Here is a 24,466-nt window from a genome sequence, read left to right on the forward strand (position 1 = left end):
GCCTATCTGTCCCGAGGCAAGGTCATCTGCCACCGACCGTCGCCACTGGTCGCGGCCCAGCCCTCGCCGCTGGCCACCCACACCGACCCGTCGGCCTCGCCGATGGACGCCGTCCCGGGAGCGGCGACGGTGTCACCCTTGTCGAAGTTGCGGCCGCCGTCCCGGCTCAGCCAGGTACTGAACCGGCCGTCCACGTCCCAGGCACCGATCAGCAGGTGACCATCGGCGGTGATCGTGCCGACCTCGGACACGCTCCACGCCACGTCGGTCGTGAACCAGCTCTCGCCGCCGTCCTCCGTACGGAGGACCACGGTCCGCCCCTCGCACTCGCCCAGCAGGTACGCATGCTTCGGACCGGCGGGCACCAGGATCGGATCTTCGGGGAGTTCCGACGCGCCCGGCACCCGAATCCAGGTCCGGCCGAAGTCCTCGCTCCGGATCACCTCGGGTACCGGCGAGGCCCCGGCCGGATCGGGATCGGCACCGGACGAGACCGCCCACAGGGTGCCGTCCGGCGCCCGCCGGATCCGCCAGTTGCCGACCGGCGTGTTGGTCGGTGCCAACTTGTACAGGCTGCCGGTGACCGGATTGACGAACTGGTTGGTGTCGCCGGGTGCCCGCCGGAGGTACTTGGGCATCTCGTCGACGGAATACACCCCCTCGTCATGCTGCTGCCAGGTCGCGCCGAAGTCCACGGTCCGGTACCGCACCCCGCGCATGGTCGCCACGTAGACCGCCGGGCCCAGCAGGGCGTACGAGGTCGTGACCGGACGCCCGCACTCCCGCCACGGAACCGGTCCCCGGTACGGCGACCAGTTCCGGCCCGCGTCGGTGGTGAAGCTGAACACCGCCCCGCACTCGCCGTACCGGACGGCGACGACGGTCCGGCGGTCCACCACGACGGTTTCGGTGCGGTAGCTGCCCGCCGACCCGGCCTGATCCGTCGGACCCGACAAGCCGCCGAGCCCCCGCACCATCGGAACGACGGCCACGGTGGCGAGCACCAGCACTCCGGCGGCGGCGACGGAGGCGATGCGACGGCGGTGGCGGACCCGTCGGGTCGCACGCTCGGTCAGGTCGGCCAGGGGCGGCTGGACGACCACCTCGGCCACCTCGACGGAGTCGAACGGGTACGTCTGCATCACTTGCTCCCGGCGGGCGCTAATTCGGCTGGTCCGGCGAGAAGGGCGGCCAGCGCGGTACGGCCACGGGAGAGCCGGGACTTGACGGTGCCCACCGAGACGTCGAGGGTCCGGGCGACCTCCTCGATGGGCAGATCCACGAGGTAGTGCAGCGCGATTGCCTGCCGCTGCCCCGGAGGGAGCCGGCGCATGGCGGTCATCAGCGCGACGTGCTCGGGAGAGAAGTCGGGTACCTCAGGTGGCGGGCCGACCCGGCGCAACAGCCGGTCCAGGGTCCGCCGACGGCGGTACCGGGTGTGGGCCAGGTTCACCGCCACCCGACGCAGCCACGACTCCGGATTCTCCAGCTCACCGAAGCGTTCCGGTGCGATCAGCGCTCGAACGAATGCCTCCTGTACCACCTCCTGTGCCTCGCCCAGATCGCCGGTGACGGCGTACAAATGGACGATCAGGCGCCGGAAGCTTCCGGCGTACACCTCGGCAATCGCATCCCGATGCCCCACCAGCGGCCCCTCTCCCTCACCCCCTTCACTATCGAGGGTCGTCGAAGGTTCCCTGGGATCGGAAAAAAATCGAAACCTCCGTCCTGTCCCCATCGGACTAGGCGGAAGGTGCTCGCCTGCGGCGTTGCCGAGCCGCGCGATCGGGCCCCACACTCTGGACGGTGCCGGGGCATGATGCAGAGATCGCACCGCCTACTGGAAGGCACAAGGATGGATTTTCAGACCGCCCTCGCATCGCTGTTCCTTCCCGAGGGGCGCCTCGATCCGTACCCGGCCTACGACGTGATCCGGGCGCACGCGCCGATGTTCCAGGCGCTCGACGACCGCTGGTTCGTCACGACCCACGCGCTCACCAGCCGGCTGCTGCGCGACCCGAGCCTGCGCGCCGCGGAACCCGCCGACTACGACGGCTCCATGCCCGACTGGCGACAGAACCGTGGGCTCGCCGCGATCGTGCTGTCCATGATGCAGACGAACCCGCCCGACCACACCCGGGTGCGTCGGGCGGTCGCGGCCACCTTCACCGCCCGTCGGGTCGCCGCGATGCAGGATGTCATCGCCAGCCAGGCCGAGGATCTGATCAAGGCGATGCCGGCCAACGCGGATTTCATGAGCGCGTTCGCGTATCCGCTGCCGATCGGCGTGATCTGCGCGCTGCTCGGCGTGCCGGAGGCGGACCGGGAGTGGTTCCGGCTGCGGGCCGCCGACCTGACCGTGGCGCTGGAGCCGATCAGCACGGACGAAGAGATGCGGCTCGCCGACACGGCGGGCCGCGAACTCGAGGCGTACCTCACCGACCTGATCAAGGAGCGCCGCCGCGCCCCGCAGGAGGATCTGACCAGCGCACTCGTCGCCGCGCACGACGAGAGCGCCGGTGTCGCGCTGACCGGCGAGGAACTGCTCGCCAACCTGATGCTGCTGCTGGTCGCCGGCTTCGAGACCACCGCGAGCCTGCTCGGCACCGGCATCCAGATCCTGCTGGACCATCCCGAGCAGGCCGACCGGCTACGCGCCGACCCGAGTCTCGCGCCGTCGTTCGTCGAGGAGATCCTCCGGTACGACTCCCCGGCCCAGCTCACCAGCCGGATCACTACCGAGCCGCTGGACCTCGGCGACGGGCTGTGGCTGGCCGGCGACCAGCAGATCACCATGCTGCTCGGATCGGCCAACCGGGACCCGGCACGCTATCCCGACCCGCACCGGTTCGATCCGGACCGTCCGAACATCCAGCCGGTCTCGTTCGGCGGCGGCGCCCACTACTGCCTGGGCGCCCCGCTGGCGCGGCTGGAGGCGCAGGTCGCGTTCCCACTGCTGCTGACCATGCTGCCCCGGTTGAGCCTGGCCGGCCCGGGCGAACGCCGCAACCGCCTGGTGCTGCGCGGCTACGCCACGCTGCCGGTCAGCACCGCCTGAGCCGTGCGATCCGGCGCGGGACACCGGCGGACGGATCCAGCGCCGGTGTGGTGTGAGCCAGGGTTGGGGGCGCCGTTGCCGGCGCCCCCACCGCTCGCATCGGGCAGGGGCGGCGCCTACCTCGACTGCGGCAGAGCCACCCGTGGCGGATCGACGGCGACCGGACGGGACCGGCCGAATCTGCGCATCATCGGCCGTTCGTAGTAGGTGTAGAGCAGCCCACCGAGCCCCAGCGTCACCAGGTAGGAGCCGACCATGACGCCGATCGCTCCCGGGACACCCCAGCCGTCGGGCGACAGTTGGCTGGCGAAGTAGAGCACGATGATGTGGATCAGGTAGAACGCGTAGGACGAGTCGCCGAGCCAGACCGGGACCCGGGCACGCAGCGGTGAGGGTTTCCCGGCGATGTCCACCCGCGCCCCGGCGACCACCAGCAGGGCCGCCGGGATCACCATCGCCACCACCACCGAGAAGAGCAGCGGCACGACCTGCGAGACGCCGTAGAAGGCCAGCGTGAGCAGCGTGGCGGTTGGCAGGTTCACCCTGATCCGGTCCTCCCGGACGAGGCGGGCCAGGATGATCCCCAGGGTGAAGTCCAGTATCCGGCTCAGCGGTAGCCCGTACACGAGCCAGAAGCGCGGGAAGGACGTGTTCGCGTAGGTGTAGGCCGGCTCCGCCGGCAGCGCCATGGCGATGAAGGGAAGGGCCAGCATCCCGGCGACGAGACCACCCGCGACCAGCCAGAGCCGCCCGCTGGGAATTCGCCGGATCCCGGCGATCAGCCACGGGAACGCGACGTAGAAGAAGACCTCACAACTCAGCGACCAGGTCGGTGGGTTCAGCCCGTTGAAGATGTCCATGTTCGGGAACCAGGTCTGCACCAGCGCGAAGTTCGCCAGCGCCGGCCACAGCGACACGCCCTGGCCGGTCAGGAGGAGGAGAACCACGCAGGCGGCGCAGATGAGCAGGTTGTTCGGCACGATCTTGGCTGCCCGGCGACGCCAGAACGCCTGCTTCGTGTCGCCGTCCACGGCCGACCAGGCGAGGACGAAGCCGCTGAGGATGAAGAAGAAGTTGAGCGCGGCGGATCCGGTACGGCTGAAGATGCCGAAGAACCGGTCGTCGACCCGCTCGTCGGCGAAGAAATTCATCAGCGTCGAGTGGGAGATGAACACCACGATCGCGGCGATCCCCCGCATCCCGTCCAGCGTCGGTAGTCGCCGGGCCAAAACTGCCGGGTCCTGCGTCATTGACGGCCACCCCCGGCGCCCAGGGGGGTCTCGCCCCGGCGGACCGGTTGTCGTGTCCGGAACGCCTCCTCCACGATGTCGGCTGCCCGGCCCAGGCCGTCCACCTCCGCGATCTGGCGTTGGTATCTTCGGGCGTTCGTCCGGTAGGCCGGCTCGTCGAGGACCTTGTCGATGGCGGCCCGCAACCTGGACGCGTTCACCCGGTGCACGGGAACGAACTCCCCCACACCGAGGTAGCGCAGCCGTGCGGCCACTCCGGGCTGATCGTTCGCCACCGGTATCGCGACCGTTGGTACGCCGTGGGCGAGCGATTCCAGGGCGGTGTTGATCCCGGCGTGCGTGATGACGAGGGAGGCCCGTTCGAGCAGTTCCAGTTGCGGCGCGTACGCGACGACGATCGGCCGGCCCGGAAGATCGACCGGAGGTTCCATCTCCCGGCTGCCGAGCGCGATGACCAGTTGCGCGTCGAGCCCGGCACACGCCGACGCGATGGTGTGGAAGATTCGCGGGAGGCGGTTCTGTAGCGTCCCCATCGAGGCATAGATCAGTGGCCGGTCGTCCAGCATGTCCCAGGGGAACGAGGTCGGCTCGCTGCTGCCGTCGTCATGAAATGGTCCGGTGTAGTGGAAGCAGTCGGGCAGTTCCCTGCGCGGGAAGTCGAAGAACGCCGGCTGCTGGGTGATCTGGGCGAGGTCCGAGCCACCGTCGTTGAAGCCCCGTACGGGCCGCATCCCCCATTCGACCCGACGATCGTTGACGGCCTGCACCACCGGCCCGATCACCCGATCGATCACCCGGTAGCCCACCAGGTTGCGGAGGCGCCCGAGAGGCGAGGCGCGGTAGGGCCACGACGTCATGAAGGGGGGAACGGCCGGCTCGGCGTTCAGCGCCAGCGCGTTGCAGACGTTGACGACGGGGATGTCGAGCCTTTCGGCAACCGTGTTGGCCGCACCGTGGACCTGATCCACCAGCAGGCCGTCCATCCTGTGCTGGCTCAGCAGCGGCGGCAGGTCGCGGAGCAGGACCTCGACCTCGCGCACGTACGCACGGACGATGAAACGAATGGCGGCGAGGCCGCTCAGCCTGCCCTGTTCCTCCGAGAATCGGGCCAGGGAGCCGGGCGGAAACTCCCGCTCGCCGAACGGCACGAACTCGAACCCGGCGACGTACGGCTTCGGCCCGGCATCCGGTAGGGAGAACAGGGTCACCTGGTGGCCACGTCGAAGCAGCTCGCGGCCGAGTGTCGACATCGGGCTGAGGTGGCCGGTGTAGTCCGGGCAAACTAGGCCAATACGCGACACGATGTCGTTCTCCTCTGCTGTCGTCAGACCACCGTCGTGAGACGCGACGGATGTATCGAGAAGGCTGCCGGGGTGTATCCGACGATCTCGCCGTCCACCTCCAGCGGCAGCGGAGTGTCCGCGTCGATGCGGAGCGTCTGGACCTGCTGACGACGGATCGCGGGATGTCGCGCCGCGTTTCCCCGGAACACCTGCCACATCGTCGCGAGGACGCCGATCCGTCCTGCACCGAGAACCTGTACGGCGTCCAGGTGCCCGGCCTCCGGCGGCTCCACGGAACCGAAAGTCAGCCCACCGGCGAAGAAGGGGACCTTGAGCACCGCGACGTTTGTGATCCGATGGCGTGACCGTTCCCCGTCCAGTTCCAGCCGCACGTCGACCGGCTTCCAGCCGACCAACGCGCGGGCGCCGGACGCCGCCTCGGCAAGCTGGAGATTGATCCGCTTGAGCACCCGGTTGACCGGTGTCTTCTCGGTGAACCGCAGCCCGATCACACTGATCAGCCCAACCGTGCAGTTGACCAGGAAGAATCGGTGGGCGGAGGTGCCGTCGGGCCGGCTGAACGTCACTGCCCCGACGTCCGTCCTCCGGTCGCGGCTCCGGTCGAGCAGGTCACCGAGGTCGGTTACCGGCTTCCTGCCCCGGGCGAAGTCGTTGCACGTGCCGGCGGGCACGTAACCCAGCCGCACCCGGTCGCCGCCCGCCGCCAGTATCCCGTTGGCGACGTCGGAGAGTGTTCCGTCTCCACCGACCGCGACCACTGTGCGGTATCCGTCCGTGACGGCCTGACGCCCGAGGTCGACGCCATGGCCGGGGTAGCGGGTCTGCCAGCGGTCAGCCTCGGGCAGTTCCACGGCCAGCCGCCGGTCGATCATTCGCCGACGCTGGACTCCGGAGGCCGGGTTGACGATGCAGACGACCTTCTCCGGGTCATCGGCTGCCATGGCCCGCTCCCTCCTCCAGCCCGGCGACGGCGCGGCTCAGCGCGTCCGACACCGGAACTCGGGGCGAGTAGCCGATCGACCGGATCCGATCGAGGTCGTACCGCATTCCGCCGGCAACGGACCGGACCGCGTACCGGGTGAGCATCGGCCGTCCGGTGCCGGTGCCGATGCCTGCCAGCCCGGCCAGTTCGGAAAGGGCCGCTACCGCCAGTGCTCCGGAGAACGGGATCGAACGGGTCGGCGGCGGTACGCCGATCCGCTCGGCGATCCGCTCGAAGAGCTGCCCCACGGTCAAGCCGTACGAGTCGCCCACGATGAACCGGCCACCCGCGCAGTCGGGCGTGGTACCTGCCAACACGATCGCATCGGCCAGGTTCTCGCTGTAGGTCAACTCGATCGGGGCCACGCCACGGTCGAAGTGGACGAGCTTGTTGTCCCGCAGGCCCCGTACGAGTTCCGGCACGAAGTGACGGTCACCCGGGCCGAATATCCAGGTCGGGTAGATCACCGTTATCTCGAGACCTCGCCGGTGGTACGACCACGCGAGGTCCTCCCCGGCCAGCTTCGACCGCGAGTACGCGTAGGGCGGGACCCGCTTCGGCGACGCCTCGTCGATGACCCTGCGGGCGTCGAACCCGAAGACGTCGACGGTACTCAGGTAGACGAACCGGGTGACCCCGGAGCGCAGCGCCTCGTCCAGGATCGCCCGCGTTCCGTCCCGGTTCACCTGCCAGATCCGGCGACCGGGCCGCCAGTCGCTCAGATCGGCAGCCGCATGAACCACCAGTTGGACGCCCTCGCACGAACCGCGGAGGGATGCCGGGTCGGTGAGGTCCCCGAGATGTTCCGCGTACCTCGTGGCTTCGGGGGAGGGCGCGCGTACCAGTCCCCGCACCGACCATCCGCTCTCCGCCAGTGCGGCAGCGACCGCTCGGCCGACGCAGCCGGTCACCCCTGTCACCAACGCCACGCCCCCGGCCATCACAGCCCTTTCGCCAGCAGGTCGTGGAGTTCGCTGAGCAACGGACCGGCAGGGTCGATCGTCCGCACGAGCGGCAGCACCTCCCGCAGGTTTTTGCGCGCATCGGACTCGTCGATCAGCAGCAGCTCCGGAGCCGTCGTGAGCTGTCCGACCTGGATGGCGGTCAGTCCCCGGTCGGCCAACGCCCGCGCGCAACGGTCCCCGTCGGCCGCCCCGACCGCGTACAGCAGCTCGAATTCACCCCACTCTCCGGCGGCCATCAACCATCGGGGAAGACCGCAGGCGTCGGCGAGCGTGGCGGCGGCCGGGTCGTATATCTCGCTGCGCAGCGCGACCTCGACCCCCAGCCCGTTGATCTCGGCGAGACCTACCGCCGCGTTCAACAGTCCGTCGCTGGTATCGATGCACGCTCGGGCGTACTCGCGCAGCGCGTCGCCGGCAACGACCCGCGCCTCGGGCAGCCACGGCTCGTCCGCCTCGCTCCGCCCCAGCGCCGTTGCGCGGAATCCAGCGGCGTTGCCGGCTCCGATCCGTCCCGTGACGTACAACGCGTCTCCCGGCCGTGCACCCACCCGGCTCAGCAGAGGTCTGCCTCGTATCGTGCCGATCGCGCACGAGGTGAAGCTCTCCTCGTTCGCCCAGTTGGTGTCGCCGCCGACGATGTGACAGCCGTACCGCTCGGCGGCATCGGACGCGCCCCGTCCGAACTGGCGGGCCTCCTCGGTTGTCCACCCGTCTCTGCGCAGCGAGCACGACACCAGGACGGCCACCGGTTCGGCGGCGACGGCCGCGAGATCGCTCACGCTGACGGTGGTGGTCAACCAGCCCTTCGCATAGGGCGTCCCGGCGGTGGCCAGCTCGGCTCCGCCGTTCAGCGTGTCGACGGTCATCGCCAGGACTCCGGCGGCACCGAGGTCGAGCAGTTCGGCGTCTGCTTCGAAGACGGCGTTGAGTTGGCGCGGGGATCGCGTCATGCCCTCGCGCATCGCGGTGATCAGGCTGCCCTCGGCTACGTCCAGGTACAGCCTGGTCCAATCGGTCGAGGTCACGTCACGCCTGCCGGGAGGACCGCGTCGTCCGGAGCGTGAGCTCCAGGTAGAGCATCATCGGGATGGCCCCGACGAGGAAGAACGTCGGTTCGCGCAACGCGCCGAGCGACAGCACGAAGAGCGTGGTCGCCCTGGTGAACCAGAGCAGCGCCTCGTACGCGCCGGCCTCGGGTGCCCGGATGAGCGTTACGAGGCTCCGTGTGAACGCCAGCCCCGAGGCGGCGAGCAACAGCCAGAAGGCCGCCTGCGCATAGGCGCCGTGTTCGGCGCCCGCCAACGCGCCTACCGCCGCGGCAGCCAGGGCCACCACCGGGAAGATCACCGCGATCCGGCTGGAGATGCGGGTACCCAGGGCAACCGGTAGCGTGCGGTAGCCCGCGACCCGGTCTCCCTCGATGTCCTTGAAGTAGCCGACGAGGCAGAAGCCGCTCAGCACGACCGCGACGAGCGCCGTCTGGAACCACGTCGTCGCGGGGATGTCCAGCCACCCGGCGTCGGGCCGGACGGCAACCGCGCCGAGCACGGTGAACAGCGACATGTCCACGCCGTTGGCGAGGTTGCCGACCATCGGGACGCCCTTGGTCCAGGTGTAGACGAGATGCCCGGCGATCGCGATGCCGCCCCAGATCGCCACTGCCGGCGCGACGACGACGGCCACCACCAGAAGGACCGCGGACAGCGCCAGCGTCAGTCCGAGCCCGACGTGGGGGTTTATCAGCCCTGCGACGAAGGGGCGGTCCGGGGCGTTGACCGCGTCGGCCTTGCGGTCGAACCAGTCGTTGATGACCACGCCGACGCCGTAGCCGAAGATGCAGAACAGCAGGCCGACGACGACGCTCACGGTGGTGGCACCGGCAGTCGGCGCCGTCATGCCGACCAGACCGGCCGAGAGGGACAGGGGTACGAAGTGGAATCTCCACATCCTCGCCCACGCGACCGCCCGGTCACCGGGGCGGACCGCGTGCTGGACCTGGTTGACGCTCATCTGGGCCTCCATTCGCACGGCTGGGGTCTTCGGCCCGCTCACCGCGCGCCCTCCGCGACGTAGTCCTCCGGTGACCAGTCCTCCAACGACCAGTCCGGCGGTGTCAGATCGCGAACCGCGGCGAACGCGGCCACGGCAGTCTTGAGCTGCTCGGGAGTGTGGGCGGCGGTGAAACTGGCCCGTAGCCGGGACGAGGCCGCCGGGGGGATCACCGCGTTGACGTAGACACCACGCTCCAACAGGCTGTGCCAGGTGAACAGGGTCGGCACGACACCGTCGAGCGGCACACACACGATCGGTGTTTCGCTGGGCAACGGCTCGTACCCCAGGGCGCCCAGCTCACGGTGCACGAACGACGCGTTCTCCAGCGCCTGCCGGCACAGCCACGGCTCGGCCCGCAGGATACGCAGGGCCGCCTGGGCGGCGGCCAGGCTGGCCGGTGGGGCGGCGGCGCTGAAGATGAGGCTGCGTGCGTGGTGCCGCAGGTACTCGATGACGTGCTTCGGGCCGAGCACCGCTCCGCCGATCGACGCCAGCGACTTGCTGAAGGTGACGGTGATGAGGTCGACCTGTTCGGTCACGCCGAAGTGCGCGCTGGTGCCCCGCCCCTCGGCCAGGACGCCGAGCCCGTGCGCGTCGTCGACCAGGAGGCGGGCGCCATACTTCTGGCACAGCCGCACCGTCTCGGGGAGCGGACACAGGTCGCCGGCCATCGAGTACACCCCGTCCACCACGACCAATCGGCCCGCGTCCGACGGGCAGTTCGCCAACCGCCGTTCCAGGTCCTCCATGTCGTTGTGGGCGAACCGGCGCACCCTGCCCGGGCTCAGGCCACAACCGTCGTAGACCGACGCGTGTGCCTCGCGGTCGATGATGACCACGTCGTCGCGGGACAGCAGCGACGCGATCACACCGAGGTTGGCCTGGTAACCGGTCGGGAACAGCAGGGCGCTCGGCATGCCGAGGAAGTCGGCCAGTTCCCGCTCCAACTCCTCGTGCAGCGAGGTGTTGCCGTTGAGCAGCCGCGAGCCGGTACGCGACGAGCCGAACTCCTCGACCGCCATCTGTGCGGCGGCACGCACCCGGGGGTCGGAGGTCAGGCCGAGGTAGTTGTTCGAGCCGCACATCAGGACGTCACCTGCCGAGGTCCGGGCGACGGTCGTGTCCGAGCCCTCGAAGACGGTGAAGTACGCGTAAAGCCCGACTGCCTGGGCGGCCCGGGCTTCTGTGTACGACTGGCAACGTTCGAAGATGTCTGTTGTCACCACGGTTTCGTGAGCCGCCTCTCATGTGGAACCAGTGATTACCTGGCTCACGACACTGGCTTGGGCGTCGACGGCGGCCACACCGGTCAATGCGACCCTCGCCTTGGCCGCCGCCGCGATCCCGGTTGCACTGGTCAGGGACGATTTCGCTCGGATCACATCGCCAGGGTCTTCAATTCGGTTCGTCGTCGTCGGGCGCGGCACCGAACCGACTCACAAGGGAATGGCGATCGGGCGGGCCAGGGCACAGTTGTATGCCACCTGGTTGCCGACCGAAGGATCCCCGTGTGTCGCCTCAGATGCTTTCCCGCCGAGCAGGTGTCTCTGGGCTTCCTACACTTTATCCACCGTGTCAAGAGGCCCTGTCGCCGTTGGTCCAGAAAGGACGTCGCCCGCGCATTTCCGCTGCCTGAAGGCCATTGAATCCCACTGATTCGAACTGCGTTAACAGCGGCGGGAGCACGGCGACCGGCGACCCACGGCCGGACCGTCCAGATGGAGAAAGTTGCCGACGTCCCAACCGGTCGTCGGCCCGGCGCACTACACGCAGAACTGCGACTCGGTTACCGTGCGTACCCGCGACACCGGCATCCGACCGGCTCATCGCGTCCGGCTCGGCATGGCGTGATCACGGTGGCCGTGGCCGGGAAGCGGGACGGGATGGTCGCGGGTGCTTCCCCGACCCGTTCCGGCCCGTCCAGTCCCGCTCCGCCGTGGACGGATATCGCAAGCCGTACGGCCGAAAGTTTCGGCGCCGGTCCGGGAATGCAATCGGCTGCGCTGCACGCTTCGACCCACGCCAATGACCACATGAGGACCTAGCGTTTGTCGCATCACCAGCACTACCCTGACTATCAATGCCGAGACCCGGATGCCCACCTTCCGGAGAACCTCCGGAAATAGCCTCGCATCCCGGCGCCGAAGCCAGTGCCGAGAGGTCCCGTGACAGCGATAGGAGACGACGTGACAAGCAGTGCTGACGCTCGCAGGCACCCGGCGGCAGTCGCGAGCGACGAGGTCAACGGTGGCCAGTATCAGCCGTGGCGCGACACCGCGTTGCCGGTCGATGAGCGGGTGGCCGACCTGCTCGCGCGGATGACCATCGAGGAGAAGGCGGGTCAGCTCCGGTCAACCTGGCTCGGTGGCTCGGCCACCGGCGACGACCTGGCGCCGCACCAGCATAATCTGGCCGACAAGACACCACCATGGAGCGAGCTGATCGGCAGCGGGCTGGGCCAGTTGACCCGGACGTTCGGCTCCGCACCGGTCACCGTGGCGGAGGGCTGTGCCACCCTGGCCCGGTTGCAGGCCGAACTGGTGGCCGGCAACCGGTTCGGCATCCCGGCGATCGCGCACGAGGAGTGCCTGACCGGCTTCATGACCCTGGGCGCGACGATCTTCTCCGCACCGCTGTCCTGGGGCGCCACCTTCGACCCGGGACCGGTCGAGCGGATGGCCGCCGAGATTGGCACGGCAATGCGCCTGGTCGGCGTACACCAGGGCATGGCGCCGGTGCTCGACGTGACGCGCGACCTGCGGTGGGGACGGACCGAGGAGACCATCGGCGAGGATCCGTACCTGGTCGGCACCGTCGGCGCCGCATATGTCCGCGGTCTCCAGTCGGCTGGCGTCGTCGCCACGCTCAAGCACTTCGCCGGCTACTCCTCCTCCCGCGCCGGGCGCAACGCCGCCCCGGTGTCGATCGGGCATCGGGAGCTGTCCGACGTGATCCTGCCGCCGTTCGAGATGGCGGTACGCGACGCCGGAGCCCGCTCGGTGATGCCGTCGTATTCCGAGATCGACGGAGTGCCGACCGGGGCCGACGCCGGGATCCTCACCGACCTGTTGCGGGACGAGTGGGGCTTCACCGGCACCGTGATCTCCGACTACTACGCGGTGTCCTTCCTGGAGCTTCTGCACGGTGTGGCGGACGGTCCGGCGCACGCTGCCGCCCTCGCCCTGGCCGCCGGGGTGGACGTGGAGCTTCCGGGGGCACGCTGCTTCGGCGCGCCGCTCGTCGAGGCGGTCCGGTCAGGGGTGGTACCGGAGGGCCTGGTCGACCGAGCGGTCACCCGGGTACTGCGACAGAAGTGCGAACTGGGCCTGCTGGACCCGGACTGGCGACCGGACCAGGTCGGCGGCGATGTCGTCGACCTCGACCCGCCGCACGTCCGGGACCTGGCGCGACAGATCGCCGAGGAGTCCGTCGTGCTGCTGAGCAACGGCGGCACGCTGCCGTTGCCCGGCGACGGCCGCATCGCGGTCGTCGGGCCGCTGGCCGACGACATCGCGGGAATGCTGGGCTGCTACACCTTCCCGAGCCACCTCGGCCGGAACTATCCGGATATGCCGGTCGGCGTCGAGATCCGCACCGTCTGGGAGGCTCTCGGTGCGGAACTGCCCGACGCGCGGCTGACGCTCACCGCCGGCTGCGGTGTGGACAACCAGGACCGTACGGGGCTGGCCGACGCGCGGTCGGCCGCCGCCGGAGCCGACGTCTGCGTGGCCGTGTTCGGTGACCGGGCCGGCATGTTCGGCAGCGGCACCTCGGGCGAGGGTTGCGACGTCGCCGACCTGCGGCTGCCCGGGATACAGGAAGAACTGCTGGACGCCCTGCTCGACACCGGTACACCGGTGGTGCTGGTGCTGCTTTCCGGCCGCCCGTACGCGCTCGGCCGGTGGGCCGACCGGCTGGCCGCGGTCGTCCAGGCGTTCTTCCCCGGTCAGGAGGGCGCCGGAGCGGTGGCCGGCGTCCTGTCTGGACGGGTCACCCCGAGCGGTCGGCTGCCGGTGAGCGTCCCGCGCCAGTCCGGAGGGCAGCCGGGTACCTACCTGACCCCCAAGCTCGGCCGACACGGCGAGGTCAGCAGCGTCGACCCCACGCCGCTGTTCCCGTTCGGGCACGGGCTGTCGTACACGACATTCGCCTGGGATGCGGGCGGCGACGTGCCGGCGGAGATCGAGACCGACGGCGCCCTCACCGTCGAGGTCACCGTCCGCAACGTCGGCGACCGCGCCGGCGCCGACGTGGTGCAGCTCTACCTGCACGACCCGGTCGCGCAGGTGACGCGGCCGGTGGTGCAACTGATCGGGTACGCCAAGGTGCGGCTCGAGCCCGGCGAGGCGCGTACGGTCGGGTTCCGGGTGCACGCCGAACTCACCTCGTTCACCGGACGGGCCGGCCACCGCATCGTCGAGCCGGGCGACATCGAACTGCGGCTCTCCGCGTCCAGCGCCGACCACCGGCACACCTATCGGGTGCGGCTGGTCGGACCGGAACGGAAGGTCGGTCACGATCGGCAGATGACGACCGAGGTGACGATCGTGTGAGCCGGCGGCCTCCCGCTGCCGATCGGGCTGCTGCTGCCGATCGCGGGCGACCTGGATCCCAGCGAGTCCGCGACCGGCGTGCCAGCTACGGTCGGCGTGCCAGGTACGGCCGTCGCGACGTGATCGCCGTCGTGCCCGGAGCCGCTGTCGTCCTGCTCCGCACCGCCTCTCCAGATCTCAAGCCCACTCAGACACGCACCCGGACCGGTAGCCGGTCCGGTCCGGGTGCGGCGTCCGAGCTCAGCAGAACGGCCGCCAGGTGACGATCGCCCCAGCCGTGACCAGCACGACACGATCCGCGCCTCCTGCCGGGGTACCCGGCTCTCGGAAGCGATTCAGGACCGCATAGACAAACATGAGGCCCCGACCAGCATTTCTGCTGATCAGGGCCTCATGACTGGAGCCGCCTGACGGAATCGAACCGTCGACCTACGCATTACGAGTGCGTCGCTCTAGCCGACTGAGCTAAGGCGGCAACGTCGAAAAGTGTACGACACCGACCGCCGGGCCGCCGCAGGGGTTTGACCGGAGGCGCCCCGCCGGCCCTCCTCCGCCGGATCGTCGGCTGCCGGACAGTGTCGGCCCGGGTCGATCCGGCTAGGCTGCCATCGATGACCGATCAACAGGATCGGCGGACCGGCGCCCCGGCCTGGACGGCCGAACCGGCCCCGACGGACCCCCCGGCACCATCCCGGCCCCGCAGTCTCGACCCTCGCGAGCTGGGCTTCACCCCGCAACGACCGGTGCCGTGGCTGGCGCCCCTGCTGTTGATCAGCACCGGTCTGCGTACCCTGCTGGCGCTGCTGTTCGGCGCGTACCTGGACAAGCGCGAGCTACAGAACTCGCTGCCCAGCGACGTGACCCGGCAGGTGGGCCCGGAAGGGGACCTGTGGCTGGACTTCGTCGCCGACCTGGGCGACGGGTTCAACGCCACCTACTCGGTCGCCTACCTGCTGTCCCGGCCCGAACTGGAGGTCGGTGGGCACCGGCTGCCCCGGGGGCAGATGCTGCTGATGGGCGGCGACCAGGTCTATCCGACCGCCAGCGGCGAGGCGTACGAGAACCGGTGCAAGGGCCCGTACCAGGCCGCCCTGCCGCAACCGCCGACCGTCGGGCCGCCACCGACCCTCTACGCGGTGCCCGGCAACCACGACTGGTACGACGGACTCACCGCCTTCCTACGACTCTTCGCCGCCTCCCGGGACTCCAACATCGGCGGCCGTCGCACCCCGCAGGCCCGGTCGTACTTCGTCGTCGAACTACCTGCGGACTGGTGGCTCTACGGGCTGGACGGGCAGTCCGGGGTGTACCTCGACGACCCGCAGCTTCGTTACTTCGAGGAGGCCGCCAAACGCCTCACCCCGGAGTCCCGGGTCATCATCGCCGTACCGGAACCGTCCTGGGTCAAGGCCGTCGACCATCCCGAGGCGTACGACACGATCGACTACTTCGTCCGTACGGTGATCGCACCGACCGGCGCCAAGGTCCGGCTGCTGGTCTCCGGCGACCTGCACCACTACGCCCGCTACAGCGGCCCCGACCGGGAGCTGGTCACCTGCGGGGGCGGCGGCGCCTACCTCTACCCCACCCACAAGCTCCCGGAGCGCATCGAGGTCCCGCCGAAGGACACGCTGGTCCGACGGGCCAGCAACTCGGAGTCGTACGGGCTGGCCGCCCGCTATCCGGAGCCGGGCCGCTCCCGGCGGTACGGCTGGGGCATCTTCGGCCGGCTACCGCTGCGCAATCCCGGCTTCGCCACCCTCCTCGGCGCGCTGCACACCCTGCTGCTGCTGGCCATGGTCGGGGTGGCCGCGCCCCGGACCGAGGCCGCCGCCCAGCGGCTGTTCAGCATCCCGCTGGCCGTGATGCTGGTCGTCACGCTGCTCGGTGCGGTCTTCTTCGCCAAACCGCCCAGCGCGAACGGCAAACGCCATGCCCGGCACTGGATCCTGGGCCTCTGTCACGGGTTCGCGCACGTCGGGCTCGCCGCCGGGGGCACCTGGATCTGGCTGCAACTGGACTTCCACGTGTGGCCGTGGCCACTGCCGGTGGTCGCGGCGGCGGTGGTGTACGGACCGCTCGCCGGTCTCGTCGCCAGCCAACTGACCGCCACCTACCTGCTGATCGCCGGCAGCTTCGGGGTCAACCTGAACGAACTCTTCGCCGGTCAGGGCATCGAGGACGCGAAGTGTTTCCTGCGGCTGCACATCGACGCCGACGGCACGCTGACCGGCTACCCGGTGGCGGTGGACGAGATCTGCCGTCGCTGGCGGGCCGATCCGGACGGTGCACCGGACGCCGCCTGGCTGAGCCCGGAACAGCCGCTGGCGTTACGTCTCGCCGAGCCCCCGTTCACGCTCCGCTGACCCGCCACGCCCCGCCCGGGCTGAGCCGCCACGCCCCGAGTCCTACCAGCCCTTGCGGAACATCGTCCACGCCGTTCCGACCGTCACCAGCAGCCCGGTCAGGACCGCGATCGGAACGGATCCCTCGCCCAGGGAACTGGACCGGCCGAAACCGCTGGCGTAGATGAAGGCACCGAACGCCACGCCCACAACCAGGCCGAGCGCAATGGCCAGCGTGGGACGGCCGGCACCCCGCGACCGCGCCGGCTCCTTCTCCGCCTCAGCGGAACCCTTCTCAAGCGACATGTTCCGCTGATACCCCGCCACCTGACCGGGAACACGTCGACCCCGCCGCCGGGCTCGTCCGGAAGTGCCGGCGCCCTCCGCGAGGGGCCTCCGCGTCCGGCGCCTCGACCCGCCGGCCGGGGCTCGGGTAACTGCCGCTGTCGGCGTACAGCGGATGTTCGCATCTTCTCCGGTAACGCTAGCGGCCTTCGTACGCCTGGCGGGATCCGCAGACCTCCGACAGGGAGCACCGGTTGACGGTCCCGTCGGAGATCTGCCGGACGGTCACCGTCTCGCTCGGCGGATGCCGGGACACGACCTTCGCCAGCCCGTCCGGCGCCTCGACCCGCTGACCGGGGCTCGGATAACTGCCGCTGTCGGCGTACAACGGATGTTCGTATTTCAGGCAACACATCAGCCGTCCGCAGGCGCCGGAGATGCGCAGCGGGTTCAGCGGCAGTTCCTGGTCCTTCGCCATCCGGATCGTCACCGGCTCGAAGTCGGTCAGGAAGGTGGCACAGCAGAGGTCACGGCCGCAGGAGCCGATGCCACCCTGCACCCGGGCGGAGTCCCGGGCGGAGAGCTGCCGCAGCTCGACCCGGCAGTGCAGGGTGGCGCCAAGGTCACGGACCAGCGAGCGGAAGTCGACCCGGTGCGGCGCCGTGAAGTAGATCGTGGTCCGGGACCCGTTCGAACTTCCGGGGGTGGTGTCCAGGACGTGGTCGACGGCGACCACCTTCATCGGCAACCCGTGCTCCCGGATCAGCCGCTTCGCCGCCACCTTGGCCTCGGCCTTGCGCTTGCGCAGCGTCTCGTCCCGGCGCAGATCCTCCGGGCCGGCCAGCCCCGCCAGCCGGGGAAAGCCGTCGGTCTCCTCGGTCACCCACTGTGCGGCCCAGACGCACTCGGCGACCTCGGTACCGTCGTCGGTGGGTACCAGCACCCGGTCACCGACCGCCGGCCGCAACTCCCCCGGATCGAGGTAGTAGAGGCGGCCGTATCGGTTGAAACTGACCGCACACAGCATGCCCATCGGCTCACCCTACGACGGATCCGGCCGCACGCCGAACCTTGTTGACGCGATCACAGGTCAGAGGGCTATCCGGCCACCGTCCGGCCGAACGGCCGGACCGTCGGGCGGCCGGTAGGCGACCTCGGCCAGGTCCGGCGCCCACTGCCCCGGCAGCGCCTCCGCCCGGTCGTACGCCTCGGCGACCGTGGCCAGCACCCGGGATCCGATCTCGGCGGCGGCCAGCTCCACCGGAGCACCACCATCGGTACGCGCCGTCACCACGGCCACGGCTTCCGCCGAGCAGAGCACGTCACCGAGGGTGCGAGCCAGTGCGTCCCGGGTCCGGGCGATCCAGTCGGCGACCGCCTCCGCGTACGCCGCCGTGGCGTCGAGCCGTCCGGTAAGGCTCTCCGTCCCGTCGACCAGGTACGCCCGCAGCGCGTCGCGGTGCGCCGTGAACACCTCCGCCGCCGGTCCCTGCCACGAGCCGCCGTCGACCAGGGTGTCCCGCACCTCGTCGTACGTCCCGAGGAGGGCGCGGGTGGCCGCACCCGTCGCCGTCAGCGGCGCCGGCCGCAGGGCGAGCACCGCGTGCACGGCGTCGCCGGGAAGCACCCGGAGTTGGCGGAGCAGCGGCCAGAGCCGGTGTTCGTCCGGCGCACCGGCGGCGGCGAGGATTCCGTCGACCCGTCCGAGCAGGTCGACGGCCGGGTCGGCGAGTTGGTCGAGGAGGTCCATCACGCCTGCCCCGAGTGCCGGCGGCGGGCCGCGTCGTCGGTGTCCGCGTACTCCCGGGCGGCGACCCGCAGGGCGACGACGGTGTCGGTCAGGCGCTCGGCGGTGGCCGCCAGCTCCCGGGCCCGGTTGTCGAGCGCGGTCACCCACTGGCGGTGCAGTGCCCGGCCGATCTCGCCCAGCCGCCCGGGCCCGTCCGCGTGGAAGGCGCTCTGTCCCGGGCCGGAGTAGGGCAGCCGGCGGGCGAGATCGGTGAGGTTCCCGCCCGCGCTGTCCAGCCGGGCGGCGAGGTCACGGAGGGCGTCCACTCAGGCCTCCGAGAGCCGGCGGTACTCGCCGAACGTCTCGACGTGCAGTTTCTCCCGGGCCCACTTCGCGGCGTCGTCCGCCACCGTGATCGCGGCCCGGACCGACCGGGCCACGTCCGGACCACTGCGGGTGTGCAGCGGGCCCAGGAAACGGATGTCGCTGACCGCGCCGTCGGCGGTCACGACCAGTTCCACCAGCCCGTCCGGCGAACGGACGGTGACCTCGACCCGCCGGATCGCCTCGTCGAACTGGGCCTGCAACGCCTCGATGCGCCGATACCGTTCGATGGCCTCCTCGACCCAGGCCTGGTCGATCTCCCGCGCCATCGGCAGGTCCTCCCGTTTAGCCCGATGCCCGTCGGCCAGCACCCCGCCGGGCGGGCCGGACAGCGATCAGCTCACCCAATGTGCCAGGCTCGCTGCGCTACGGCACCGAACCGTACCGGTCTGCCCATCCGAAGGGAACCCTTCGCCCCAAGATCTCCCTAATGATGGTGTACGAGGATTCAGCCGCTGATTCTCTACGCGGGCTCAGCCTCTGCTCCTCTACGAGAACTCAGCCGCGCCAGAGCGCCAGCATCATCGCCTCGACGGCGATCCGGGGCTTGACGTTGGTCTCGATCGCCGCCCGGCAGCCCAGTACCGCCTCCAGCCGCCGCAGGGTGCTCTCCGCCGTCCACTTTCCGGCCGCGGAGGCGGCCATCGCGGCGACGTCGGTGTGCACCGGCGCGACCGGGGCCCGCATCGAGAGGGTCAGCACGTCCCGGTAGAAGCCGGCCAGGTCCACCAGTGCCCGGTCCAGCGCGTCCCGCTGAGCCCGGGTGGCCCGGGACTTCTGCCGGCGTTCGAGATCCTTGAGCTGCCCGGCCGCGCCCCGGATCGCCCCTGCCGCCCCGCGTCCGGTCCCGCCCGCGCCGAGCGCGGTCTCCAGCGCGGCCCGCTCGGTCGCGTCCGACTCCACCACCGCCGACGCCGCCTCGGCCTCGGCCGCGTCGATCAGCGTGGAGGCGGCGTCGAAGCAGGCCCCGACGCCGGAGAGCCGGCGCAGCAGGGCCAGCACCGCCTCCCGACGCTTGCGTGCGTCCGGGTCCCGGGCCAACCGGCGGGCCCGCCCGACGTGCCCCTGGGCCGCCGCGGCCGCCCAGGCCGCCATGTCCGGCGTGACGTCGTCCCGATCCCGGAGTACGGCCGCGACCGCCTCCGCCGGCGGCTGCCGCAGCGCCACCACCCGACACCGGGACCGGATCGTCACCGAGATGTCGTCCGGATGGGTCGACGGGGTGCAGAGCAGGAAGACGGTACGCGGCGGCGGCTCCTCGACCGCTTTGAGCAACGCGTTGCCGGCGGCCTCGGTGAGCCGGTCGGCGTCCTCGATCACCAGTACCTGCCAACGGCCGCCGCTCGGGGTGCTCGCGGCCCGGAGCACCAGGGCCCGCATCTCACCGACGCCGATCGAGAGCCCTTCGGGGACCACGAACCGCACGTCGGCGTTGGTACCCGTGAGGGTGGTGTGGCAGCCCGCGCACTCACCGCATCCGGTGCCCCGGACACATTGCAGGGCTGCCGCGAACGCCCGCGCCGCGACGGACCGCCCGGAGCCGGGCGGCCCGGTGAAGATCCAGGCGTGCGTCATCGCGCTTGCGCTGAGCGCACCCGAACCGCTTCCCGCACCGGCGTCGACGCGTGGCTCGTCAACGCCCGCCGCAAGCTCCTCGACGGCGGCGCCCCGGATCGCCTCGGCGGCCGCGGCGGCCCGGCGGAGGATGTCGACCGCCTCGGGCTGGCCCACCAGGTCGGCGAAGACCTCCGGCATCAGGGGCGCCGTTCGAGCTCGACGCCGCCCGCGCTACCACCCGTCCGCTCCCGGCCGGAGGCGCCGTCCACGCTGTCTTCCGGTGTCCGACCGGGCCGCCCCGCCAGCCGGGCCTGGGGAGCCGGGCCATCGTCGTCGGCACCGGCGTGCAGCTCCGCCTCGGATAACTCCGGCCGGGACGAGGTGTCCGGCGGCCTGGCCGGCTCCGGATGGACGGTCGCCTCCGGGTCGGCGAGCATGCCGGTGGCCCGGTCGGCCACCGCCGCCGCGATCTCGTCGGCCGGACGGGATGCGTCGAGCACCAGATAGCGCTTGGGGTCGGACGCCGCGAGGTCGAGGAAGGCGTACCTGACCCGGTCGTGGAAGTCGATCGACTCCCCTTCCAGCCGGTCCGGACTTCCGCCCCGGAAGTCGACCCTGGCCAGGCCGGTCCGGGGCTCGATGTCGAGCAGTACGACCAGGTCGGGCTTGAGTCCGCCGGTGGCCCAGGACGACAGCCAGGAGATCTCCTCCACCGGAAGCGTCCGGCCGGCTCCCTGGTAGGCGAGGGACGAGTCGACGTACCGGTCGCTGATCACCACCGCCCCACGGGCGAGTGCCGGCCGGACCACCGTGGCGACGTGATGTGCCCGGTCGGCCGCGTACAGCAGCGCTTCCGCCCGGGGGGCCAGGGACTCCGGGCCGGTCGCCCGGCCGAGCACCAGCCCACGGATCTGCTCGCCCACCCCGGTCGCCCCCGGCTCCCGGGTGACCACCACCTCGCGGCTGTGCTGCCGCAGCGCCTCGGCCAGCCGGTCGACCTGGGTCGACTTGCCGGCTCCCTCGCCGCCCTCGAACACCACGAAGACGCCGCTCGAGGCGAACGGCTCGGCCGGAAAGAGCGGACGGCCCCGAATCGAACCCCAGAGATCGGGCAGTACCGGTACGCCCGGCTTGTCGTCCATCTGGCGGAACGCCTTGATCCCGGTGAAGATCCCGGCGGCGCCGGCGACCAGCAGCAGCAACCGGGTGGACGAGACCGAGATGCCCAGGTCCGCGATTCGCAGTTGCCAGGAGCCGCCGACACCGACCAGCAGGCTGCTCACCGAGATGGCCAGGATCAGCACCAGCCGGGTACCGGTCTGCACGACGGCGAAGACCCGACCCCGCAACTCGTCGGCGATCTCCCCGCCCAGCAGGGTGGTACCGGCCAGGAAGGCCATTCCGGCACCGGCACCGACCAGAACCGCGCCGAGGATCGCCATGGAGAGGTGGATGGAGCCGGCCAGCACCAGCACGGAGGCGCTGGCCAGCACGATGCTCATGCCGAACCAGCGCCGCCGGGACATCTCCCGGACGATCATCGGCCCCAACCCGATGCCGAGTGACAGGCCGAGGAAGATCGAGCCGAAGAGCAGGTAGAACGCCGCCTCACCGGCAGCCAACGACTTGGTGAAGAAGTTCGCCGTACCGATCACCACGCCACCACCGGCGAACGCGCCGAAGATGCCCAGCACCAGGCCCCGGACCAGCGGGGTCTTGCCGATGAACCGCCAGCCCTCGACGAACTGCCGGAGCATGCTCTGCTCGGCCTGTTCGGCCTGTCCGGCGACCTGTTCGACGCTTTCCCGACGACCACGCCGGCCGCTGATCTCCCGGATCCCGAAGAAGACCACCAGGGCGGTGGCCAGCCGGCTCAACGAGTTGAAGTAGAGCGCCAACTGGGTCGGGTCGGCCAGGCCCTGCGGTGGACCGCCGGAGGCGTAGCGCACGCTGCGGTCCAACACCGCCGCCCCGACCGCGGCCAGCACCGGGGTGAGTCCATAGGTGGTGATCAACGTGAGCTGGTTGGCCACCTCCAGCCGGGTCCGCGGAATCAGGTTCGGGACCGCGGCCTCCTTGGCCGGGATCCAGATCAGCGTGATCGCCTCGATCAGGAAGGTGGCGACCGCCGCCCATCCGACGACCAGCCCGCCTCCGACGTCCAGCAGGGCGGCGAGCGGGATCGAGGCGAACAGGACGAACCGCAGCAGGTCGCAGATGACCATGGTGATCCGCCGGTCGAACCGGTCGGCCAGTACCCCGGCGACCGGGCCGAGCACCAGCGCCGGGAGCAACCGGACCGCGATCACGCCACCGAAGGCGAGACCCTTCGCGGTGTCGCCGGTGACCTGGCTGGACGCGAAGACCGAGGTGGCCAGCAGGCCGAGCCAGTCACCGAACGACGCGGCCCCGAGCACCAGCCAGAGTCGGCGGAACGGACGGATCCGCAGGACCGACCGCAGGGCCTGGTATCCGGTCCGGTCGACCGGACTGGTGGCGGGTGCGGGCGTGGACGTACCGGACGGCTGCGCTCCGCGCCCCGTGCCACTGTCGTTTTCGTCGATGGCCGTACCCCTCCGCACGCCGCCCGTCGCCGGGCTCCCCCCGAGCACTCTAATCGCGGCGACGATCCACCCTGACCCCGACATTCCCCGGAGCCGGGGCCCGGAGGCGATCTCAGGGGTACGGCGACCCGCATACGCGAGATGGTTTCGCATTATCGTCGCGGCGGCTAGCGTGCACAGATGGCCACCGAACGCGATACCCTGCGCAGACGCCTCGACGAGGCGACCGCGCACCTCGAACCGCCCTTCGCCGTGGTGGATCTCGATGCCTTCGACGCCAACGCCACCGCACTGGTCGCCCAGGCCGCCGGCAAGCCGGTCCGGATCGCCAGCAAGTCGCTGCGCTGCCGGGCCCTGCTCGGCCGGGCCCTGGCCGGACCCGGCTGGCACGGTGTGATGACGTACACCCTGGCCGAGGCGATCTGGCTGGTCCGGACCGGCGTCACCGACGACGCGCTGGTCGGATACCCGACCACCAACCGGTCCGCGCTGGCCGAACTGGCCGGCGACGCGGGCCTGGCCGCCTCCATCTGCCTGATGGTGGACAGCACCGCCCAACTCGACCTGGTCGACGCGGTGTCCGCTCCCGGTCGACGGGCGGAGATCCGCACCTGCCTCGACCTCGACGCGTCCTGGCGGCCGATGGCCGGCGCCTTCGGCGGTCGGCTGCACGTCGGAACGCGCCGCTCACCGGTGCACTCGGCCGACGCGGCGGGTGCCCTGGCCGCCGCCATCGCCCAGCGGCCGGGCTTCCGGCTGGTCGGCCTGATGTCGTACGAGGCACAGATCGCCGGGCTCGGCGACGCACCACCCCGTCAGGCGGTACGCGGGGCCACCATCCGACTGCTGCAACGACGCTCGTACCGGGAACTGGTGCACCGGCGCACGGCGGCGGTCGCGGCGGTACGCGAACACGCCGACCTGGAGTTCGTCAACGGCGGCGGCACCGGCAGCATGGCGCTGACCGCCGCCGACCCGGCCGTGACCGAGATCACCGCCGGATCGGGCCTGTACGGGCCGACGCTGTTCGACGCCTACCGAACCTGGCGCCCACGCCCTGCGGCGTTCTTCGCGCTGTCCGTGGTACGCCGACCCACCGCCAGGGTGGCGACCCTGCTCGGCGGCGGCTGGATAGCCTCCGGACCGGCGGACCCGAGCCGACTTCCGACCCCCTGGATGCCGCCCGGCCTCCGCCTGACCGGCACGGAGGGCGCGGGCGAGGTGCAGACCCCGGTCACCGGACCCGCAGCGGAGTCGTTACAGGTCGGCGACCGGGTCTGGTTCCGGCACGCCAAGGCCGGCGAGTTGTCCGAACACGTCGGCGAACTACACCTGGTCAAGGCAACGCACCTGGACGCGACAACCCCCACCTACCGCGGCGAGGGCCACGCCTTCCTGTAAGGAAGGGCCCCTTCTTATCGCTTTTTGTAGAAGAAGG

At 70.7% G+C, this 24,466-nt stretch carries 20 protein-coding genes and 1 tRNA gene; 4 read left to right on the forward strand and 17 right to left on the reverse strand.

From position 1 onward, the window contains the following. Positions 1–2: 2 nt before the first annotated feature. Both I0C86_RS38945 and I0C86_RS38950 read right to left on the reverse strand, forming a co-directional pair. Positions 3–1,142 carry a WD40/YVTN/BNR-like repeat-containing protein gene (locus I0C86_RS38945; RefSeq protein ID WP_196206327.1) on the reverse strand — a complete coding sequence of 380 codons (1,140 nt, stop codon included), beginning with the start codon at positions 1,140–1,142 and terminating at the stop codon, positions 3–5. After that, positions 1,142–1,645, reverse strand: a complete 504-nt coding sequence (locus I0C86_RS38950; RefSeq protein ID WP_323374127.1) for an RNA polymerase sigma factor — start codon at positions 1,643–1,645, stop codon at positions 1,142–1,144. Before I0C86_RS38950 ends, I0C86_RS38945 begins: the two co-directional genes overlap by 1 nt. Before the next feature lie 210 nt (positions 1,646–1,855). Between I0C86_RS38950 and I0C86_RS38955 the strand changes: the two genes are divergently transcribed. Next, on the forward strand, positions 1,856–3,058 hold the full coding sequence (locus tag I0C86_RS38955; RefSeq protein WP_196206329.1) for a cytochrome P450: 1,203 nt from the start codon (positions 1,856–1,858) through the stop codon (positions 3,056–3,058). 116 nt (positions 3,059–3,174) lie between these two features. Here I0C86_RS38955 and I0C86_RS38960 read toward each other — a convergent pair whose 3' ends face one another. The 7 genes from I0C86_RS38960 to I0C86_RS38990 are packed head-to-tail and all read right to left on the reverse strand — an operon-like array spanning position 3,175 to position 10,834. Then, positions 3,175–4,308 carry an acyltransferase family protein gene (locus tag I0C86_RS38960; protein ID WP_196206330.1) on the reverse strand — a complete coding sequence of 378 codons (1,134 nt, stop codon included), beginning with the start codon at positions 4,306–4,308 and terminating at the stop codon, positions 3,175–3,177. Continuing rightward, the gene (locus tag I0C86_RS38965) at positions 4,305–5,609 is read right to left on the reverse strand and encodes a glycosyltransferase (protein WP_196206331.1); all 1,305 of its coding nucleotides are present in this window, start codon (positions 5,607–5,609) and stop codon (positions 4,305–4,307) included. Before I0C86_RS38965 ends, I0C86_RS38960 begins: the two co-directional genes overlap by 4 nt. Positions 5,610–5,632: 23 nt before the next feature. Then, entirely contained in the window at positions 5,633–6,553 is a 921-nt protein-coding gene (locus tag I0C86_RS38970; RefSeq protein WP_196206332.1) for a diacylglycerol/lipid kinase family protein, read from the reverse strand. Then, positions 6,540–7,523, reverse strand: coding sequence for an NAD-dependent epimerase/dehydratase family protein (locus I0C86_RS38975; protein WP_196206333.1), 984 nt, complete (start codon positions 7,521–7,523; stop codon positions 6,540–6,542). Before I0C86_RS38975 ends, I0C86_RS38970 begins: the two co-directional genes overlap by 14 nt. Positions 7,524–7,534: 11 nt before the next feature. Further along, entirely contained in the window at positions 7,535–8,584 is a 1,050-nt protein-coding gene (locus I0C86_RS38980) for a thiamine-phosphate kinase (protein ID WP_196206334.1), read from the reverse strand. Between the two features lies 1 nt (position 8,585). After that, on the reverse strand, positions 8,586–9,569 hold the full coding sequence (locus I0C86_RS38985; protein ID WP_196206335.1) for a UbiA prenyltransferase family protein: 984 nt from the start codon (positions 9,567–9,569) through the stop codon (positions 8,586–8,588). Positions 9,570–9,607: 38 nt separating this feature from the next. Further along, positions 9,608–10,834, reverse strand: coding sequence for an aminotransferase class I/II-fold pyridoxal phosphate-dependent enzyme (locus tag I0C86_RS38990; RefSeq protein WP_323374129.1), 1,227 nt, complete (start codon positions 10,832–10,834; stop codon positions 9,608–9,610). 963 nt (positions 10,835–11,797) lie between these two features. Between I0C86_RS38990 and I0C86_RS38995 the strand changes: the two genes are divergently transcribed. Then, entirely contained in the window at positions 11,798–14,164 is a 2,367-nt protein-coding gene (locus I0C86_RS38995; protein WP_323374130.1) for a beta-xylosidase/alpha-l-arabinosidase, read from the forward strand. A gap of 398 nt (positions 14,165–14,562) precedes the next feature. Here the strand turns inward: I0C86_RS38995 and I0C86_RS39000 are convergent. Next, a tRNA-Thr gene (locus I0C86_RS39000) sits at positions 14,563–14,639 on the reverse strand. A 136-nt stretch (positions 14,640–14,775) separates the two neighbouring features. On the opposite strand from I0C86_RS39000, the gene I0C86_RS39005 reads away from it, so the two are divergent. After that, positions 14,776–16,530 (forward strand): metallophosphoesterase family protein, encoded by a 1,755-nt coding sequence (locus tag I0C86_RS39005; protein WP_196206337.1) that lies wholly within the window; start codon positions 14,776–14,778, stop codon positions 16,528–16,530. A 42-nt stretch (positions 16,531–16,572) separates the two neighbouring features. On the opposite strand, the gene I0C86_RS39010 is transcribed toward I0C86_RS39005, so the two are convergent. The 7 genes from I0C86_RS39010 to tmk all read right to left on the reverse strand — a co-directional run bounded on the left by I0C86_RS39010 (position 16,573) and on the right by tmk (position 22,881). After that, the gene (locus tag I0C86_RS39010; protein ID WP_196206338.1) at positions 16,573–16,815 is read right to left on the reverse strand and encodes a hypothetical protein; all 243 of its coding nucleotides are present in this window, start codon (positions 16,813–16,815) and stop codon (positions 16,573–16,575) included. 178 nt (positions 16,816–16,993) lie between these two features. Further along, positions 16,994–17,827, reverse strand: a complete 834-nt coding sequence (locus I0C86_RS39015) for a PSP1 domain-containing protein (protein WP_196206339.1) — start codon at positions 17,825–17,827, stop codon at positions 16,994–16,996. A gap of 57 nt (positions 17,828–17,884) precedes the next feature. Next, positions 17,885–18,544, reverse strand: coding sequence for a hypothetical protein (locus I0C86_RS39020; protein WP_196206340.1), 660 nt, complete (start codon positions 18,542–18,544; stop codon positions 17,885–17,887). Further along, positions 18,544–18,849 (reverse strand): hypothetical protein, encoded by a 306-nt coding sequence (locus I0C86_RS39025; protein WP_196206341.1) that lies wholly within the window; start codon positions 18,847–18,849, stop codon positions 18,544–18,546. The genes I0C86_RS39020 and I0C86_RS39025 overlap by 1 nt, the downstream gene beginning before the upstream one ends. After that, entirely contained in the window at positions 18,850–19,176 is a 327-nt protein-coding gene (locus I0C86_RS39030) for a YbaB/EbfC family nucleoid-associated protein (protein WP_196206342.1), read from the reverse strand. Positions 19,177–19,405: 229 nt separating this feature from the next. Further along, positions 19,406–20,662, reverse strand: coding sequence for a DNA polymerase III subunit delta' (locus tag I0C86_RS39035; protein WP_196206343.1), 1,257 nt, complete (start codon positions 20,660–20,662; stop codon positions 19,406–19,408). Next, the gene (gene tmk, locus I0C86_RS39040) at positions 20,662–22,881 is read right to left on the reverse strand and encodes a dTMP kinase (RefSeq protein WP_323374131.1); all 2,220 of its coding nucleotides are present in this window, start codon (positions 22,879–22,881) and stop codon (positions 20,662–20,664) included. Before tmk ends, I0C86_RS39035 begins: the two co-directional genes overlap by 1 nt. 327 nt (positions 22,882–23,208) lie before the next feature. Between tmk and I0C86_RS39045 the strand changes: the two genes are divergently transcribed. After that, positions 23,209–24,429, forward strand: coding sequence for an amino acid deaminase/aldolase (locus tag I0C86_RS39045; RefSeq protein WP_196206345.1), 1,221 nt, complete (start codon positions 23,209–23,211; stop codon positions 24,427–24,429). Positions 24,430–24,466 lie beyond the last annotated feature (37 nt).

Source organism: Plantactinospora alkalitolerans, assembly GCF_015690345.1.
GTDB lineage: Bacteria > Actinomycetota > Actinomycetes > Mycobacteriales > Micromonosporaceae > Plantactinospora > Plantactinospora alkalitolerans.